Annotated in this window: 11 protein-coding genes, 1 tRNA gene and 4 pseudogenes; 9 read left to right on the top strand and 7 right to left on the bottom strand. The window is 60.8% G+C overall.

Features of this window, described 5'->3' with window-relative positions; genetic code table 11:
• Nucleotides 1–143: 143 nt before the first annotated feature.
• On the bottom strand, nt 144–3,095 hold the full coding sequence (locus tag ACQ5J0_RS03355; RefSeq protein WP_462569110.1) for a TonB-dependent receptor: 2,952 nt from the start codon (nt 3,093–3,095) through the stop codon (nt 144–146).
• A gap of 393 nt (nt 3,096–3,488) precedes the next feature.
• Here ACQ5J0_RS03355 and ACQ5J0_RS03350 point away from each other — a divergent pair, with 393 nt between their 5' ends.
• Together ACQ5J0_RS03350 and ACQ5J0_RS03345 are read left to right on the top strand one after the other, a co-directional pair.
• Nucleotides 3,489–3,977 carry a VTT domain-containing protein gene (locus tag ACQ5J0_RS03350; protein ID WP_462569109.1) on the top strand — a complete coding sequence of 163 codons (489 nt, stop codon included), beginning with the start codon at nt 3,489–3,491 and terminating at the stop codon, nt 3,975–3,977.
• A gap of 174 nt (nt 3,978–4,151) precedes the next feature.
• A complete protein-coding gene (locus tag ACQ5J0_RS03345; RefSeq protein ID WP_462569108.1) occupies nt 4,152–4,904 on the top strand; it encodes a class I SAM-dependent methyltransferase in 753 nt (250 codons plus the stop codon).
• A gap of 299 nt (nt 4,905–5,203) precedes the next feature.
• Here ACQ5J0_RS03345 and ACQ5J0_RS03340 read toward each other — a convergent pair.
• Nucleotides 5,204–6,025, bottom strand: a pseudogene (locus tag ACQ5J0_RS03340) (IS110 family RNA-guided transposase); the annotation flags it as partial.
• A 36-nt stretch (nt 6,026–6,061) separates the two neighbouring features.
• Here ACQ5J0_RS03340 and ACQ5J0_RS03335 point away from each other — a divergent pair.
• From ACQ5J0_RS03335 to ACQ5J0_RS03325, 3 genes and pseudogenes are all read left to right on the top strand, one after another.
• Nucleotides 6,062–6,610 (top strand): exopolysaccharide biosynthesis protein, encoded by a 549-nt coding sequence (locus ACQ5J0_RS03335; protein ID WP_462569107.1) that lies wholly within the window; start codon nt 6,062–6,064, stop codon nt 6,608–6,610.
• Nucleotides 6,611–6,691: 81 nt separating this feature from the next.
• Nucleotides 6,692–7,456 (top strand): annotated as a pseudogene (locus tag ACQ5J0_RS03330) ([protein-PII] uridylyltransferase); the annotation flags it as partial.
• A gap of 99 nt (nt 7,457–7,555) precedes the next feature.
• Nucleotides 7,556–10,300 carry a TonB-dependent receptor gene (locus tag ACQ5J0_RS03325; protein ID WP_462569106.1) on the top strand — a complete coding sequence of 915 codons (2,745 nt, stop codon included), beginning with the start codon at nt 7,556–7,558 and terminating at the stop codon, nt 10,298–10,300.
• Nucleotides 10,301–10,384: 84 nt separating this feature from the next.
• Here the strand turns inward: ACQ5J0_RS03325 and ACQ5J0_RS03320 are convergent.
• Nucleotides 10,385–10,990 (bottom strand): annotated as a pseudogene (locus ACQ5J0_RS03320) (YggS family pyridoxal phosphate-dependent enzyme); the annotation flags it as partial.
• 50 nt (nt 10,991–11,040) lie between these two features.
• Nucleotides 11,041–11,319 carry a site-specific integrase gene (locus ACQ5J0_RS03315; RefSeq protein WP_462569105.1) on the bottom strand — a complete coding sequence of 93 codons (279 nt, stop codon included), beginning with the start codon at nt 11,317–11,319 and terminating at the stop codon, nt 11,041–11,043.
• Nucleotides 11,320–11,383: 64 nt separating this feature from the next.
• On the opposite strand from ACQ5J0_RS03315, the pseudogene ACQ5J0_RS03310 reads away from it, so the two are divergent.
• Nucleotides 11,384–11,530, top strand: a pseudogene (locus ACQ5J0_RS03310) (IS3 family transposase); the annotation flags it as partial.
• Nucleotides 11,531–11,784: 254 nt separating this feature from the next.
• Here ACQ5J0_RS03310 and ACQ5J0_RS03305 read toward each other — a convergent pair.
• Nucleotides 11,785–12,090: a hypothetical protein gene (locus ACQ5J0_RS03305; RefSeq protein WP_462569104.1), complete on the bottom strand. Its 306-nt coding sequence runs from the start codon at nt 12,088–12,090 to the stop codon at nt 11,785–11,787.
• A gap of 169 nt (nt 12,091–12,259) precedes the next feature.
• Between ACQ5J0_RS03305 and ACQ5J0_RS03300 the strand changes: the two genes are divergently transcribed.
• Nucleotides 12,260–12,433 (top strand): helix-turn-helix transcriptional regulator, encoded by a 174-nt coding sequence (locus ACQ5J0_RS03300; protein WP_462569103.1) that lies wholly within the window; start codon nt 12,260–12,262, stop codon nt 12,431–12,433.
• Here the strand turns inward: ACQ5J0_RS03300 and ACQ5J0_RS03295 are convergent.
• Entirely contained in the window at nt 12,430–13,743 is a 1,314-nt protein-coding gene (locus ACQ5J0_RS03295; protein ID WP_462569101.1) for a tyrosine-type recombinase/integrase, read from the bottom strand. The two genes, ACQ5J0_RS03300 and ACQ5J0_RS03295, sit on opposite strands and share 4 nt — an antisense overlap.
• Before the next feature lie 158 nt (nt 13,744–13,901).
• Nucleotides 13,902–13,992 (bottom strand) — tRNA-Ser (locus ACQ5J0_RS03290).
• A 215-nt stretch (nt 13,993–14,207) separates the two neighbouring features.
• Between ACQ5J0_RS03290 and ACQ5J0_RS03285 the strand changes: the two genes are divergently transcribed.
• Together ACQ5J0_RS03285 and ACQ5J0_RS03280 are read left to right on the top strand one after the other, a co-directional pair.
• Complete coding sequence (locus ACQ5J0_RS03285) at nt 14,208–15,062, top strand: DUF1134 domain-containing protein (protein WP_462569099.1); 855 nt, start codon at nt 14,208–14,210, stop codon at nt 15,060–15,062.
• Between the two features lie 104 nt (nt 15,063–15,166).
• Nucleotides 15,167–16,348, top strand: a complete 1,182-nt coding sequence (locus tag ACQ5J0_RS03280; protein WP_462569098.1) for an amino acid aminotransferase — start codon at nt 15,167–15,169, stop codon at nt 16,346–16,348.
• Nucleotides 16,349–16,527 lie beyond the last annotated feature (179 nt).

Raw genomic sequence — 16,527 nt, 5'->3', positions numbered from 1 at the left:
AGCCCCGGTCGTTTGGTGGCTTGTCCGGGAATTTGCCAGCATGAACGGCAGAGATTTCCCGCTCATGCTGTACAATCGCACTATCCTGCTCCGCCGAAGCTAACATCCTACATTTACACGGCATTCCCGTAAGCTATCGGATTTCAGAATTTCGCTCCAACTGCGATTCCATAACGCCGCGGGTCTAGAGTATAGATGTTGGTAAAATTACCGGAAGATGCATCGGTCACATACAATCCGGTAATGGAATTACTATCAAAGATGTTTTGAACAAATCCCCGCAAAAACCAGCGATCATCAGCACTGTTCAGCTGAACCACGGCATTCGCTTGGACGAATGGTTCAATGCGATTGATTCTCCCGTTGAAAATGTTCCCGTACTGCTTGCCGGTTAAGGCCAGATCCATCCTGGGCACCAAAGTCATGCCGTTGCTGAGTTCGACTGTGTACTGCGCACCCATCGAAACCTTGAGGTTGGGGGCCTGAGGCAGGGTGTTGCCTTTGATATTCACCTCCACGCCCGGACTAAGAACCTGAATTCCGCTACTCTCAGGGATGGCATTTTCCAGGACGTCGCATATGCCGAATGCACCGCTGGAGGCGATATTGCCGTCAGCAGGAAACTCCTCGGGACCCCGGAGTCCCAAAGCTGCGTTGACTGCTGCGACGAACCCATCAGCAATACCGGGAGCAGGCCCCGTGACGGCGCAGTGCGCCCCATTGCTGATATCCTTGATTATCACCGCATTCGGATCCCCGCCTCCGGGATCACGCGGATTGGAGAAAAATTGATCGCCAGCGACCTCGGCGTTCAGGTAGCTGAAGTTCAAATTCACCAGCAGATTACGGTCCGGCCGCATGACAGTTTCCAGCTCTAACCCCCAAATATCGGCGTCGATTGTATCATTCACTGAAGTTCTGGCAACAATCCGGCTTAGCTGAAGTCCGCTATACTTGTAATAGAAAGCCGTGGCATTCAACTGCAGGGCCCCGTTCGCAAAGACGTTCTTGGAACCTATTTCAAATGCATCAATCGATTCGGACCCGAAGCTTTCGCTCACTTCAAAGATCGGAGAGAGTGGCGGATTTATGCCGCCCGATTTGTATCCCCTGGAATAGGAGGCGTAGACCGTATTATCTTGTGTGATCGCGAAGTCCAGAACGGCTCTTCCCGTAATGTCGTCAAAGCCGACTTCGCGAAACTGAGCCAGCTGAGGGCCAGGCTGGCCGGGGTCGGCGTCGAAAAGCCCTGAAGGGCTTACAAGAGGGGTTATTGGGCTCTCGAACGGATCGCCATTGTTCGAATAGGGATTCAGGAAACTTATCAAGGTGGTGCGTGCGGTGACATCTTTCTTGTCGTTGTTATAACGCAGGCCACCCGTAAGGGTGAGCCGATCGGTCAAGTCAATATATACTTCGCCGAAAATCCCGTAGCTATCAAGATTGGCTTCCAGAGAATTGTTCCGATACATCGAAGGCCCGAAATAGGAGGGTGGAAGCCCTCCCGACAAGGAGCCGAATGATCCCAGGATAGCGCTCGCATAATCCAGCGCAAAAGAATTAACGTAATAGCTGTTGTCGGTGGTTTTGGATTTCGCATAAATCCCACCGACCAGAAAATTGAATGGTCCATCAAAGTCGCTTGCGAGGATCAGCTCGCCACTCCAGGATTCTCGCTGTTCGGCAGAACGGTCGAAGGAGAGGGGAGTCTCGGAACAAAGCGAGTTTCCTTCGAAAGCACCACGGTTGCCGTCATCATTATCGGAAGTACATAGGGGCCCCTGCGGTCCGCCCGGAAAGAGTGCATCGACTATTGGCGAGAAATAGCCTGAAGACCCTGGAATGAATGCGGGAGCCGGAGGCGCAAGGCCAGTTGGCAGGCCATTGGCTCCGAAGAAGGCAAGTGTGTTCAATGCCGGTGCGAAGCCAGCCCGGTTCTGGATCCCGAGAAAGTAATCCTGCCGCGAATCCACCCGGGTATCCTGATACAGGCCTGTGGCAGTTAACGTCATTGCGCCAAAACTTTGTTCCAGTCGTGCCTGGATCTGCAGTTCATCCGCGAAGTAGAAAGGTGTATAGGCGGTGTTCACGGCCCTGACATCGTCGGGCTTGTCGAACCCGGCGAATGCATCAGGGCCATACAAACTCCCGAGCCCGAGCACTGCGGGAATGCCTTGAATAGCGAAGAATTCAGAGGAACTAAGCGTGGCCCCCACGGTGGAATTTGCATTGGTGATGTCGTAGTCGAGACGATTGTTAAGACAGCCCAGTACTCCCAGTGGATCTCGCTGGCAGGCCTGCTTCTGGTTCCTCAATCGCGTATCGTTCTCACGGAAGTAGTATCCCATGATATCGAAAGTTGTGTTCGGGCCGGGCTCCAAACGCAGGGACCCGCGCACAGCATACATGTCGCGATCATCGATGTCGGAACCGTCGTACAAGTTCGTGGTATAGCCATCTCGGTTCAGATATACTCCGGCCAGCCTGACGCCGATCGTATCTCCGATCGGAATGTTTACCATTCCCTCTGCTCTTATGCTGTTGAAGTTGCCATATTCGAATTCGGCTTCAGCGCCGAATCCTGACAGGTCGGGTTTTGCGGTAACCACGTTCACAACACCGGAGGTCGCGTTCCTGCCAAAGAGCGTTCCCTGGGGTCCGCGAAGGACTTCGATGCGTTCAAGGTCGAAATATTCCGTTTCGAACAATCGGGTTCCAAAGAGGGGCGATCCGTTGACATGTATGGCGGTCGCGGCGTCGCAGGTCACGCCGACGCATAAGTCGCCGATGCCGCGGATAGTGAAGGAGGCGGAGGTGAAATTGCCTTTCGAAAACGACACATTAGGCAGGGTCAACTGGAGATCGGACGCGTTTTCGATCTGCTGGCTTTCGAGCGCTTCGGCGTCGAACGCGCTGACTGCGATCGGCACCTCTTGCAAGCTCTGCGACTGGCGCTGGGCCGTCACGATAATGACGTTGCCCGTTACAACCTGCCCGTCATCGGCATCCTGGCCGGATGCAACCGGTTGAGCACTCAATACTTGTGGCAACACCAATAATGCGGCGCCCGCCAGCCAGTAGGTTTTTTTCTGCATGCTCGTTCCCCTCTCCATAGAAATTTACCCATTTTTGGGCCTGCTCCCTATTGCCCCAAAAGGGGGCAGCTCGGCGAGCTGCCCCTAGTCTGAGGAGAGGTTAAATGAGAAACAATCTCATCCGCCTCCGGGACAGAGGTTATGCTTTTCGGAAAATCTGGTAAAGTAGTTTATTGTCAGGCAAGGGAGAACGCGGAAGCGGACCAAAGTTGGGCAGTGAAAAATGCCAAGGCCGCGTTTGATCCGCGACATACGATGATACGGCAGTTTGATACCCGAGGATCGGTCTCTGGCACCCCGCTGCTTCACCGGTGCCCTCCACTGGGAAAGTTCCCCTATTCCCTCCACATGGATCCGTGGGAACGCTAAGCGATTTTCAGGCGAGTCTTGTTTATGGATTTTCACATCTCCCCCTTATTAACACTCGACAAGACCGAGATAATCCTCGCAATGCCCTTGTCAGAAGTCTGGCTGGCTATGGCATTCTTGGGCTTGGCAGCTTGTATTTACGCTACTGGCATACCCGGCGCACTCGTACCGGTTTCCTTTTCCTCGGGTGCGCTTCTAGGCGAGACGATTGCCATCGCAGCGGTCGCCGCAGGCGCGCTTTTTGGATCGGTCATCCTTTTCTGCGGGCTAGCGCGGGGAACGAGTTCTATCTCGCAGCATCGGTATGGCCGCCACATCAAGAGGTTGGATGACGCAGTTTCAAGGGGTGGGATTTTACCGATTATTGGACTTCGCCTGATTGGCATCCCGCATCTGGCCGTGACGGGAGTTTGCGCATTGGCCTCTATAAGCCTGCGGCGTTATGCCATTTCGACGCTCGTTGGAGTTCTTCCCGCGATTGCGATAGCGGCGACTGCCGGGGCTGCGCTCTAGTCGCACTGGACGATCGCCGAGCCTGAAAACCTGCGTATCAAATGCCAAACCAGGGGGCAATACACGCTGTCAGGCTGTATCGCCTCGATTCCGGCGCAGAATATCCATTTTCCACCTCGTATGAGAGGGGCGGCAGCCGCCAGGCGTCTGCTCAACCGATTCGGGACGCACAGAATGACGACAAAGCTTCTCACAGGTATTTTATCCAAGCCGGTCGCATCGAGTTCGCAAGCTCGGCTGACCCTTACCGAACGGGCATTCCAGATTGGCTTTGGGGCGATTCAATGGCCCTGGTTGCTCAAAAGCCTTTATGGCGGAACACGCCACTCCAAGTTCGCTCTCCTGGAACGACTTGGCCTTGACCCCGATGCACTTCCTCATCTTGGCAGCTGGAAGGCGGACACTCACTTCCTCCATCGCATTGTTGACCTGGCTGAAGAGCGCCAACCCGCAAATGTGGTCGAACTCGGCTCTGGAGCCACATCCCTTGTCATCGCAAGTGCGCTTAAGAAAAACGGGAAAGGGAGACTGCACAGCTACGATCAACACTTGCCGTTCGTTGGGGAAATGGCGAAATGGCTTTCAGGTTACGACTTGGATGCGGCCTTTCACCATGCACCCCTTTTTTACCGTAGCGACCGCTGGCCCGGATTATGGTATGCCCTTTCCCAGCTTCCAGATGAAATTGATCTGCTTGTAATCGATGGACCGCCTTGGTCTGTACATCCCTTTGCGCGAGGAATTGCAGACTGCCTCTTCGACAGGATTTCCCCAGGCGGCATAATAATGCTGGACGATGCTGCAAGGCCCGGTGAGCGCTTGATTGCCCGCCGGTGGCGTAGCGAGTGGCCTGAGTTCAGCTTCAACTTCGAAGGCGAAGGATCGAAAGGATTGCTCATCGGTCGCAAATCTTTCGAGAGAGGTTAAGCCGGCCAACGGTTTCGAGATACCGCCTGAAAGCTTCCGAGTTGCATGCGGATGCTTTTTTCCAGTTCCTTGCAGAAAAGGATGGTTGGCTGGTGTCCGCCGATCGTAGATTTCTGTCGGTTGAGAAGAGTGGAGACGCTGGGTGCGCTGACATGACATCACATGGCAAAGACGCTTTTTTCCACTATGCGCGGTTTTCGCGATCACAGCGCAGGCACCAAAGCCATCGCTCCCTGCTTGCTGACTTTAAGTCGCAGTAACCGGAATTCTACACGCTGCCGAGCGTGCGGGCGATCTGGTTACACCGCGACAGGGTAGCCGCGTTTGAAGGTTTCGCCCTTTCGCAGGGCTGTCCAAGCGATCCGCGCCAGCTTATTGGCCAATGCGACCACCACCGCATTGCGGTGGACGCCGCGCTCGATCATTGCCTTCAGCCAGCGCCCCAACGTTGTGTCCCTTTGCGACAGCGAAGGCAAAGCCGCTCGCGCGCCATGTATGAGCAGGGTGCGCAAATAGGTGTCACCGCGCTTTGAGATGCCGAGCAGCCGTGGCTTGCCGCCGGTGGTATGTTGTCGGGGGACCGAACCAAGCCGGGCGCCAAGATCCCGAGCTTTGGTAAAGCTGCTTGCATCGCCTACCGCCGCAATCAGCGCGGTTGCGTTCAACACCCCGATGCCGGGGATTGAAGTCAGCCTCGTGCGGCAGGATCATTGCGTGCGAGTTCGACGAACTCGCCATTCAACGCCTCGATCCTTGCGTCCAGTTCGCGCCATTCGCCGCGCAGTTCGCGTACCAGTTGCCGCAGGCGCGGTGACAATGTCGTATTCCCATCGGCCAGCATCCCATCGATACAGTTCCAGCTTGCGGCGCCCGACCGGGAAGATTGTCCCGCGCTCCAGCAGGATCGCTCGCAACTGGTTGATCTGGTTCGTGCGTTCGGCCACGAGGCGCGAGCGGTCCCGGTCGAGAGTCTGAATGTCCAGCTGCTCCTGGGTGTTGAGCCCGACGAAGCGCATCGTCGGACGCGAGGCCGCCTCGGCGATTCCTTCGGCATCGCGATCATCATTCTTCTGCGCCTTCACATACGGGCGCACGTATTCCGGCGACATGAGCCGGATCTCATCAAGAAGCTTGGCCGCAAGTCCTTCGCCTCGCTCATGCTCATCTTCTCCCTGATCTCAACCTCTCCCGCGCGCGGGATCCCCGGCGCTACTGCAATGGTCGCAGCAATTGTGTTCATTCTGGTCGTGCAGATGATTGTAGGTCGTGATTGTGTCTGGCTGCCCGACTTCATCTCCCGTCACCAGCTATCGACGGCACAGCTTTGCAAGGGGATCGGCTGGCTGCGCAAGCCGGTCTACTTCGTTGAGGGCTTCCTCAAGCCGCGGCTCGCGTTCCCTTTTTCACCGGCCATGGATCTATCTTCCGCTCTTCCTTATCCTTGGTCTCACCCTGTTTATGCCGTGCATGGAGATCGTCCCAACCTCCGGTTCGATTGCAACGGCTGTAATCGCACTTTTCGCCGCCGGTCTACTGTCGCGCGACGGCGCTCTCGTGGTCGCCTCACTTCTCCTGTTGGCCGGTATCGCTATAGCCGTTTGGCCGCTTGGGTTTGCGCCATGAGTTCGGACGGTCCTCCGAACGAGGTGCCGGCGAATGGGCATTTGCAGTCATTCTTCTCTCATTCTCTGCTTAGCGACATCTGAAATGAGGAGCCTGCTCTCCGCGCGCCGCTCATGGGTGCTGGCTCTGCTTTTCTGGTGTCGCGGCATCTTTATAGGACGTAAGTCGCCGAACTGCTGGGCGAGCGCACCGATCTGGCGGACAGCGTCGGCAAGCGCTTCGACGATTCCTACTGGATCGCCGAGGCGCCCGATATCGTCGCGCCCAATCTGGTGCATTCCGAGGCCGCGCGCAGCGCCGATCACAAGCTCTCGATCCGTTGCGAATATTACGAGGAGCGCGTCGCAACGCTGGTGACGGTGATCGCGGCCGACCGTCGGGGGTTGTTCTATCCCATCGCCGGGCGGGATCCATCTGGCGGGCGCCAACATCATCGATGCGCGCATCCACACAACCCGATCGGGCTGGGCTGTCGACAATTTCCTGATCCAGGACCCGCACGGGCGGCCGTTCCGCGAGGCGGCGCAGCTCGAGCGGATCGAACGCGCGATCGAGGATGCGCTCGCCAACCGCATCGCGCTCGAGCCGCGGCTGGCGCAGCGTCCGCTGCCGCACCACCGCTCCAAGGCCTTCGATGTCGACCCGAGGGTGGTGTTCGACAACAAGGCCTCGAACCGCTTCACCGGGATCGAGGTCAACGCCCGCGACCGCTCGGCGCTGCTCAACCGGCTGGCGCGCACGCTGTTCGAGGAGGGGCTGGTGGTCCATTCGGCGCATATCACCGCCTATGACGAGCGCGCGGTCAATACCTTCTACGTCACCGACGTCACCGGCTCGAGATCACCACCGAAGCACGGCTGACGCGGATCGAGCAGGCCCTGCTCGAAGCGGGGAGTGATGCATTACAGGCACGGTTGGAAGAAGCGTAACATCCGTTTGTCGGGCGAGTCTTGCAACTTCCATGCGCGTAGGCAAGGATACGCGTCATAAACCTAAAAAGTAAAAGTCGAAGCAGGAGAGAGAAGCCCATGAAAACCCGTTATGCATCACTGCGCGTGCTCGCCCTTCTCGGTGCGGGCGCCGCGCTCGCCCCGGCCGCCGCGATGGCGCAGGATCAGACCGACACCGATCTGATCGAGAACGCCGATGTGGTGGATTCCAACGTAATCGTCGTGACCGCGCAGGGCCGTGCGCAGGTGCTTGCCGATGTCCCGGTCGCGATCAATGCGGTTTCCGCCGAACAGCTCGAGCGTTCGGGGACCAACGACATCCGCGAACTAACCCAGGTCGCGCCCTCGCTGCTGGTCTCCTCGACCGGCAATGAAGCCAACGGCTCCGCGCGTATCCGCGGCATCGGCACCGTGGGCGACAACGCCGGGCTCGAAAGCTCGGTCGCGGTGTTCGTCGACGGGGTCTACCGCTCGCGTTCGGGCAATGCGCTGAGCGAGCTCGGCCCGCTCGACCGGATCGAGATCCTGCGCGGCCCGCAGGGTACGCTGGGCGGTCGCAATTCCTCCGCCGGCCTGATCTCGATCTACACCGCGCAGCCCGAATTCACCTTCGGCGGCCACGGCTCGATTTCCTATGGCAATTACGACGCGATCCGCGCCGAGGCCGGCATCACCGGCCCGCTCAGCGAAACCATCGCCGCGCGCATCGACGGGGTCTATTCGCGCCGCGACGGCTTCTACAACGATGTCGTCAACGACACCGACGTCAACAATCGCGACCGCTATCTGGTGCGCGCGCAATTGCTGTTCGAACCGACCGAGGACATCAGCTTCCGGCTCGTCGGCGACTATTCCAAGAAGGACGAGGCCTGCTGCGCGGCGACCTTCGTCCAGACCGATTTCGCCCCGCTCGCACGGCTGAGCGACGACATCCCGCCGCTCTCGGCCGAAGCCAAGTTCGACTATCCCGGCTCCGCCACCCCGGCGCTGACCAGCACCGCCAACCCGATCATCCCGGTCCTCCTCGCTCTCGGGCAGAACCCGATCGCGCTCAACGGCGGCACCTTCAACCGCGACATCTACGTCAGCCCGGGCCGCACCTATCAGGGCGAGACCGAGGATTTCGGCGTCTCGGGTGAATTGAACTGGAGCTTCGGCGACACGACGCTGACCTCGATCACCGGCTACCGCGAATATTCCAACTTCCAGGCCTCGGACACCGACTACACCCAGATCGACATCCTCTACCGCGCCCCGACCGAGGATGCCGGTGCGCGCGAGTTCAAGACCTTCACCCAGGAACTGCGCCTGTCCGGTTCGGCCTTCGACGACCGCGTCGAGTGGCTGGTGGGCGGTTTCTACGCCAACGAGAAGCTGCAGTCGCGCGACAATCTGCGGTTCGGGACGCAATATGGCGCCTATGCTCCGTGCCGGATCATCAATGCGATCAACACGGCATTGACCGCACCCGGGGCCACCGGGTGCATCACGGCCGGCGGCCGGGGGGCGCTGCTGGCCGCCAATGGCGGCGCGGGGGCCTTCGGACCCGCGACCCCGCTGATCTTCGCCGGGCTGGACAATCTGGCGACGCTCAACGATCTCGGCGGCACCGGCGATGTCTACAACCAGAAGAGCGAGAGCTTCGCGGTCTTCACGCACAACATCTTCCACATCACCGACAATCTCGATCTGACGCTTGGGCTTCGCTACACCAACGAGACCAAGGATTTCGACGCCACCTTCGGCAATGACAACACCGTCTGCCCGACCAACCGGGCGCTGCTTTCGCCGCTGCTGGGTACGGGTGCGGGTCCGCTGGCGGCGGGCATCATCGGCCTGTCCTGCCAGGGCAACTCGACCTCCGAACTCGACGGGATCTCGCTCGCCGACAGCCGCGACGAGAACGAGTTCACCGGCACCGCGGTGCTCAGCTACAAGCCGACCGACGACCTGCTGGTCTATGCCTCCTATTCGCGCGGCTACAAGGCGGGCGGTTTCAACCTCGACCGTTCCGCGCTGGCCGAACCGGTCTTCCTCGACGTCGACAATATCGACATCAGCCGGCTGCAGTTCGACCAGGAAACGGTCGACGCCTTCGAACTGGGCGCGAAATACTCGACCCGCGAGTTCGGCCTCAGCGTCGCCGCCTTCCGCCAGGAATTCACCAACTTCCAGTTAAACACCTTCAGCGGGACGGTCTACTTGGTGCAGAACGTCAACGCCTGCAGCGACGATCTGGGCGGCACCGACCAGGATGGCAGCGTCGCCACCGGCGCCTGCGCTGCGGACAATGTCATCCCCGGCGTTGTGGCTCAGGGGATCGAGATCGAGGGCACGCTCAACCCCTCGCCCGATTTCAACGTCACCCTGGGTCTGACCTATGCCGACACCAGCTTCGAGAACGATCTGATCGGCAATGACAGCGGCGCACCGCTCGATCCTGCGCTGCGTCTGCTGCCGGGCGACAATATGTCGAACGCGCCGGAAATCACGGTGACCAGCTCGGTGTCGTGGACCCCGCCGATCGGCAGCAGCGGGATGCGGGGACTGGTGTTTTTCAACACCCGCCTGGTCAGCGACTACAACACCGGTTCGGATCTGCTCTACGGCAAGGAACAGGACAGCTACATGATCGCCAACGGCCGGATCGGCCTGACCAATATCGCCGGCCGCTTCGCGATCGAGGGCTGGGTCCAGAACATCTTCGACAAGGACTACACCCAGGTCGCGTTCAACACGCCGTTCATCGCCGAGCAGCAGACCTATTCGGCCTTCCTCGCCGAACCGCGCACCTACGGGATCACGCTGCGCGGCGAGTTCTGACGCAGGGCCTCACAGGCACAACAGGAAAGGGGCGCTCTCGGGCGCCCCTTTTCGTTTGCGGGCTCTGCTTGTCGCGAGGCTCGCTCAGCCGCCGCGGGCGCCGAACAGCGCGCTGCCGACGCGGATATGCGTCGCGCCGAGCTGGATCGCGGTCTCGAAATCGGCGCTCATTCCCATGCTCAGGCCCATGCTGCGACCTGAAGGCTGCTCCTCCGCGAGCCCGTGATCGCGCGCCAGCTTGTCGAGCAGCGCGAAGAAGGGCGCGGACTCGATATCCTGCGGCGGCAGGCACATCAGCCCGGCGAGCGGGATATCCGCATCGCGCGCCTGCGCCAGCAGCGCGGGCAGCGCGCCGATCGGGCACCCCCCCTTCTGCTCCTCCTCGCCGACATCGACCTGGACGAAGCAGGGCACCCGGCGCCCGCTCCTGTCGAAGGCCTTGGCCAGCGCCTTGAGCAGGCTGGGCCGGTCGAGAGAATGGATGCAGTCGAACAGCATCGCGGCCTCCTCCGCCTTGTTGGATTGCAGCTGGCCGATCAGATGCAGCCGGGCATCGGGATAGCGCTCGCGAAGCGCGGGCCATTTGTCCTGCGCCTCCTGCACCCGGTTCTCGCCGAAGACGCGCTGGCCCTGTTCGAGCAACGGGAGGATGCTCTCGGCGGGATGCGTCTTGCTCACCGCGACCAGGGTCTCCCGCTAGAGGGGCGGCGGCGCCCTCTCGTCAAGTTGCGGAAATCGGTTCAGAGAAAACCCTCTCCAGCGTACTCCCTGAAGCGCTCGTGGTCGCGGACATATTCGGCGACTATATCGATCGAAGCGTGCCGGCTGTGCTCCTTCATCTTGAACAGATTGGCGTTCTGCCGCCCTGCCTCGGTCAGGAATCCGGCGCGCAGCGAATGTCCGGAGAACTTTTCGGGCGGGTAGCCGGCGGCGGCGGCCGCCTTGACCACCAGCGCCACGCCCTGCGCGCTCATCGCCTTTTCGGTGAGCCGACCCTGCGGGGTCAGCTTGCGGAACACCGGTCCCGAGGTGATCGCGGCCTTATCGAGCCAGGCCTTGTAAATGGCGGACGGGCTCGAGCCAGCGCCGGCTCCGGTGCTTGCTCTCCCGAACCAACGCTGTAGCCTGGACTTTGTGCACGACCAGATGTCGTCTGGGCGACGGTTCCGCGTGCTCAACATCGTCGGCGATGTGACCAGGGAGTGCCTGCGAGCGGTGCCAGACACATCTCGGGTTCAGGCGGTTGAGCTGGTGGGCAGTTTTTAGGACCACCACGTGTCCGAATGTTTGACCGTCTTGAGGACGCAAACCGGTCGTCCATTTGCGGTGAGCAAAAACGGTGTTAGCGTCATCGAATGGCAGACAGCATCATCCCCTGGTCGCCCTATGAAGGACGGACTCCGATTGTCTCCCGTGGCCGTAAGGCCCTCACGGCCGCATTCGCCGATCTGGTCCAATGTCGCACGGGATTCCCCTCGTACGAGTTACCCGAGATCTTCGCTGATGATGAGGATGAAGGGGAGAACGACGCTGCACGGGACCTTGTCAGGCTCAATGCCGAGCACGCGACGCGGATGTTTGTTGCCCGTCGCATCGACACCTTCGCCCGTCCGATCGTAGGCGGCGAACCCGAGGCAGTACCCGCAGACTACTGGGAGCTTGATGACCCGCTGCCCCGTTTTGCGACCGGAGCCTTCAATCTTGAACGGTGGTTTGACGCGCGGGCAGAACCGACACACCGAATCTTCGTCGATAGTCGGCAGTTCGATGAGTGGCTGGCTGGCCTCCAACCATTGGGGCCACTGACCAACCGGCAGATCGAGGAAATTGTCGATCCGCAGTTAAGGGCGGGGAGAGCCGTCACCAAGCGCAAGATGGCGGATCGCGTGTTGGCAGATGCTGGCGACGAAGACCACCTAGAGGTTCTTCCTATTCCCCCCGGCGTAGGACCGGTTTTTTTTGTCGGTAGAGGAAGTAAGCGCACTGATCGGACGCAGTCGCTCGACAATCTATCAGGACGAGAAAAACGGTATGTTCCCGAAGCTCGTCAAGCTCGGCTCCAGCACGCGGTGGTTGAAAACGGAGGTGCTGGCCTGGATCGAAGAACAGGCTGCGAAGCGCGACCGAGGCTAACGCCGCTTGCGGCGCGGACTGTTGACGATCTCCACCGCCGAGATCGCACCCTCCATGATTATATCCGCCCAACGCTGCGCGAGTTCGCGTCGACGCGCCATGTACGCTGCCCGATTATACCGCAGCTCGGTTGCACTCATGCCCTTAGGTGTATGTGCCAACATGAGGTCGATGATTAGCCGATCAGCCAGCAGACGGACGTCAGTCCCGACTTCGCGTTCGGCCTGCTCGTTCATAATGGTCGAAAAACTTGACCGCCATCCGTGTGGCACGTGCCGACCTTTGTAGCCTTCTCGATTGTAGAGATAGCCGATGGCATTTTCGCTTATCGGAGTGAGGCCTGAGCGTGCTCCCGGAAAAACCAACGGAGATCTCCCGGTAAGCCAGCGAACCCCTCGCAGTGTTTCTACCGCCTGCACCGACAATGGAACGGAGTGGGTAAATGCTTCGTCGCTGCGCAGATGCAACTCCTGCTTGATCTTCTCCGCCGGCACGGTCCACAGCGCCTCCCTGATATCGCTATCGACATCGCCCCAATCGACGCCGGTGATATCTTTCCATTCTATATTACGCACCATGCCAGGCCGTTGCGCGGTCAATGCAAGAAAGCGGGCAGCCAGTCGATTAACGGGCGAGGCGCCGGCGCGGTCGATATCCCCCATCAACGTACGGATTGCAGCTACAGTGATTAACGCTGGGTATCGCTTCGATGGCGGTAGTGGTTTCAGCGCGTCGTTGATATCGACAGCAGGGTTCTCAACCTTCGCACCTTCGGCATTGGCGTACCTGTAAACTGCAGCAACGCGTTGCTTGATGCGGCGCGAAGTTTCGATTGCGCCGCGGTTCTCGATTCTGCGCAAAATCGAAAGAAGTGTGGGCTTGTCGATTTCGGCCAGCGGCATGGCACCAAGATGCGGGAACACATCGCGCTCGAGGCTTGTGATGACATCCTCGGCATGAACCGGCTTCCAGCGTGGGAGTTGGAGCGCGTGCCACTCGCGCGCGACAACTTCGAACGATTTGGCCGAACTGCTGTCGCCTAAGAGTCGACCTCGCCTCGCAGCATGCCGGGGGTCGCGACCTTCTCGTAGGATCCTCTTCGCCTCGTCCCGCTTTTCACGTGCATCCGCCAACGAGACCTCGGGATATGCGCCCAAGGTAAGCAGCTGCTCTTTTTTGTCGAAGCGGTATTTGTATCGCCAGCTCTTGTGGCCCTTCGCCGACACATGAAGATGGAGGCCGCGACTGTCGGTTAGCTTGTAGGCCTTACCTCTCACGTCCGCAGCGCGAACTGCTTTGTCCGTAAGCATCCGATACCCCCAATCCGTAGAACCATTACCCCCAAACTACCCCAACTCACGTTTGGCTAAGGGCGGATGGAGCCGGACGGCATAGAGGTCAGAAACCCCGGAGGAGTAAAGCTTTTTAGCCCATTTCGGTCGGGATCGGATCGGCCTGGACAGGCTAGTGGCGGAGACGGAGGGATTCGAACCCTCGATACCCGGTTCGGGTATGGTTCCTTAGCAGGGAACTGGTTTCAGCCACTCACCCACGTCTCCGCGACGGACGCATCACGGCCGCGAGGGGCGCGCTATAGCCAGAGGTTCGCACCGCTTCAAGGGGCTTGGCAGGGGGATGGGCGATTAGTGTTCGCGCGGCCGATCCGATTCGTCTCGCCGCGTTTTCGATTCGGTTCATCGCTCACTCATTGCCGGCCGGCAATTGGAGGACTCTTGACGAAATGCCGATCCACGCCCGCAGGGAGGGGCGCATCATGACCAGACCCGCCAGCCTAGCCCGCCGCTTCACCGCAGTCGCCGCGACTGCCGCCGCCACGCTCGGCTTGTTCGCGAGCCCGCTTTGGGCTCAGGTCGAAACCGTCGACCCGAACGATGCCTATCAGTACCCGATCGACGGCGACCTCGAAGAAGCGCCCGGCGACCAGTCGGTCTATGCCGATCCGCAGCCGGCGGCTCCTCCCGCCGCGACCTATTCCTCCGATCCGGTCGTCGACGCCGGGCCCGCGGTGGCGCCAAGCTGGAGCGAGCCCGCAGCTGCCGAGTACGATGACGGCGCCTATTATGCCGCCCCGACCGCCCCGGCGGCCACGACCGAAGCGATCCCGCCGGTCGTCGCCAATGCCGATCAGACCTATCGCGAAGACGATCTTATCGGCGCCGCGCAGGGTGTGTTCGGCGACGGCGCCAAGGAAGTTGCCACGCTGATCCGCCGACTGCTGGCCGACCAGGGCGAGCCCAATGCCTATATCGTCGGACGCGAGGCGAGCGGTGCCTTTATCGTCGGCGCGCGCTACGGATCGGGGACGCTGTTTCACAAGGTAGAGGGCGAGCGGCCGGTTTACTGGACCGGCCCCTCGATCGGCTTCGACGCGGGCGCCAATGCGGGCAGCACCTTCGTGCTGGTCTACAATCTCTACGACAGCGAAGAATTGTACGAGCGCTATCCGGCGGGCGAAGGCCAGCTCTATGCGGTCGGGGGTGTGACCGCCTCCTATATGCGCAAGGGCGACGTGGTGCTGATCCCGATCCGCGTGGGGGCCGGGCTGCGGCTGGGGATCAACGCGGGCTATATGAAGTTCTCCAAGGAGCAGCGCTGGCTGCCCTTCTGATCGCTGGCATCGAAAGGCCGGGCTTGCCCGGGCGATAGAATAGCTGGACCGGGCGCAGGCGTTTTCCTGTTGCCGCGTTCCACCGCTACCGGCATGGACGCGGCATGCTCGAACAGCTCCAGCCCCAACCCGCCGATGCGCTGCTCGCGCTGATCAAGATGCACGAAGATGACGAGCGCGAGGACAAGATCGACCTCGGGGTCGGGGTCTATCGCACTGGCGAGGGTGCCACCCCGGTGTTCTCCGCCATCAAGGGTGCGGAGACCAATCTGCTCGAACAGCAGGTATCCAAGAGCTATCTCGGCCCCGAAGGCGATATGGGCTTCGTTCAGGCGCTGATGCCCTACATCTTCGGCGAGAACGCGACCATGGGCGGACGCATCTCCGGAATGCAGACCCCCGGCGGAACCGGCGCCGTCCGGCTGGCCGCGGCGCTGGCGCAGCGCGCCGGGGCGAAGCGCGTCCATCTGGGTATCCCGAGCTGGCCGAACCACGCCCAGATCCTCGAGGATCTGGGAATGGAAGTGGCGGCCTTCGACCACGCAAATGCCGACGGCAGCGCCGATCTCGCTTCGCTGATCGCGGCGATCGACGGCGCTGGTCCCGGCGATCTGGTGCTGCTCCACGGCTGCTGCCACAACCCCACCGGGATCGACTACACACCCGAGGACTGGGAAGTCATCGCCGAGGCGCTGGAGCGCAATGGCGTGCTGCCGCTGCTGGACATAGCCTATCAGGGTCTGGGGCTCGGGCTGGACGAGGATGTCGCAGGGGTGCGCAGCGTCCTCGCGGCGGTCCCCGAGGCGCTGATCGCCTACAGCTGCGACAAGAATTTCGGCCTCTACCGCGACCGCGTCGGTGCCTTCTACGTGATGGCGCAGGATGGCGGGACGCTCGACACGATCCTGTCCAACGCCAATGCGCTGGCGCGGGCGACCTGGTCGATGCCGCCCGACCACGGCGCTGCGGCGGTGCGGATCGCGCTGCGCGATCCCGATCTGACGAGCGAGTGGCGCGCCGAACTCGATGGCATGCGCGAGCGGATGCGCGATGTGCGCCGCCGGCTGGCCGCAGCCGACGGCGATGCGCCGGGGCTCAATCTGGCCGCGCTGACCGAGCAGAACGGACTGTTCGCCGTCTTGCCGCTGGACCGCGACCAGATCGCCGCGCTGCGCGAGGAGCACGCGATCTACATGGCCGGCTCGGGCCGGATCAACATCGCCGGTCTGCACGATGGCAATATCGCCAAGTTCATCACCGCGCTGGCGGACGTGACGCAGCGCTGATTCGCTGCGGTCGCCAGGCCGGACTCGGAATGACACAGGTTGGAGTCTCCCCTCCCCTCGGGGAGGGGCCGGGGGGTGGGGAGCGCGCCGCAGGCGCGCGTCCAGGCCATCGGCGTGGTACACCCCCACCCGGCCTCCCCCTCAAGGGGGAGGAGCAACAAGTCGGGTTCAATCCGAAA

Source organism: Qipengyuania sp. SM2512, from assembly GCF_054954005.1.
Note: the sequence above shows the minus strand (reverse complement) of the source record. Positions and strands in the feature narration are given on the sequence as shown.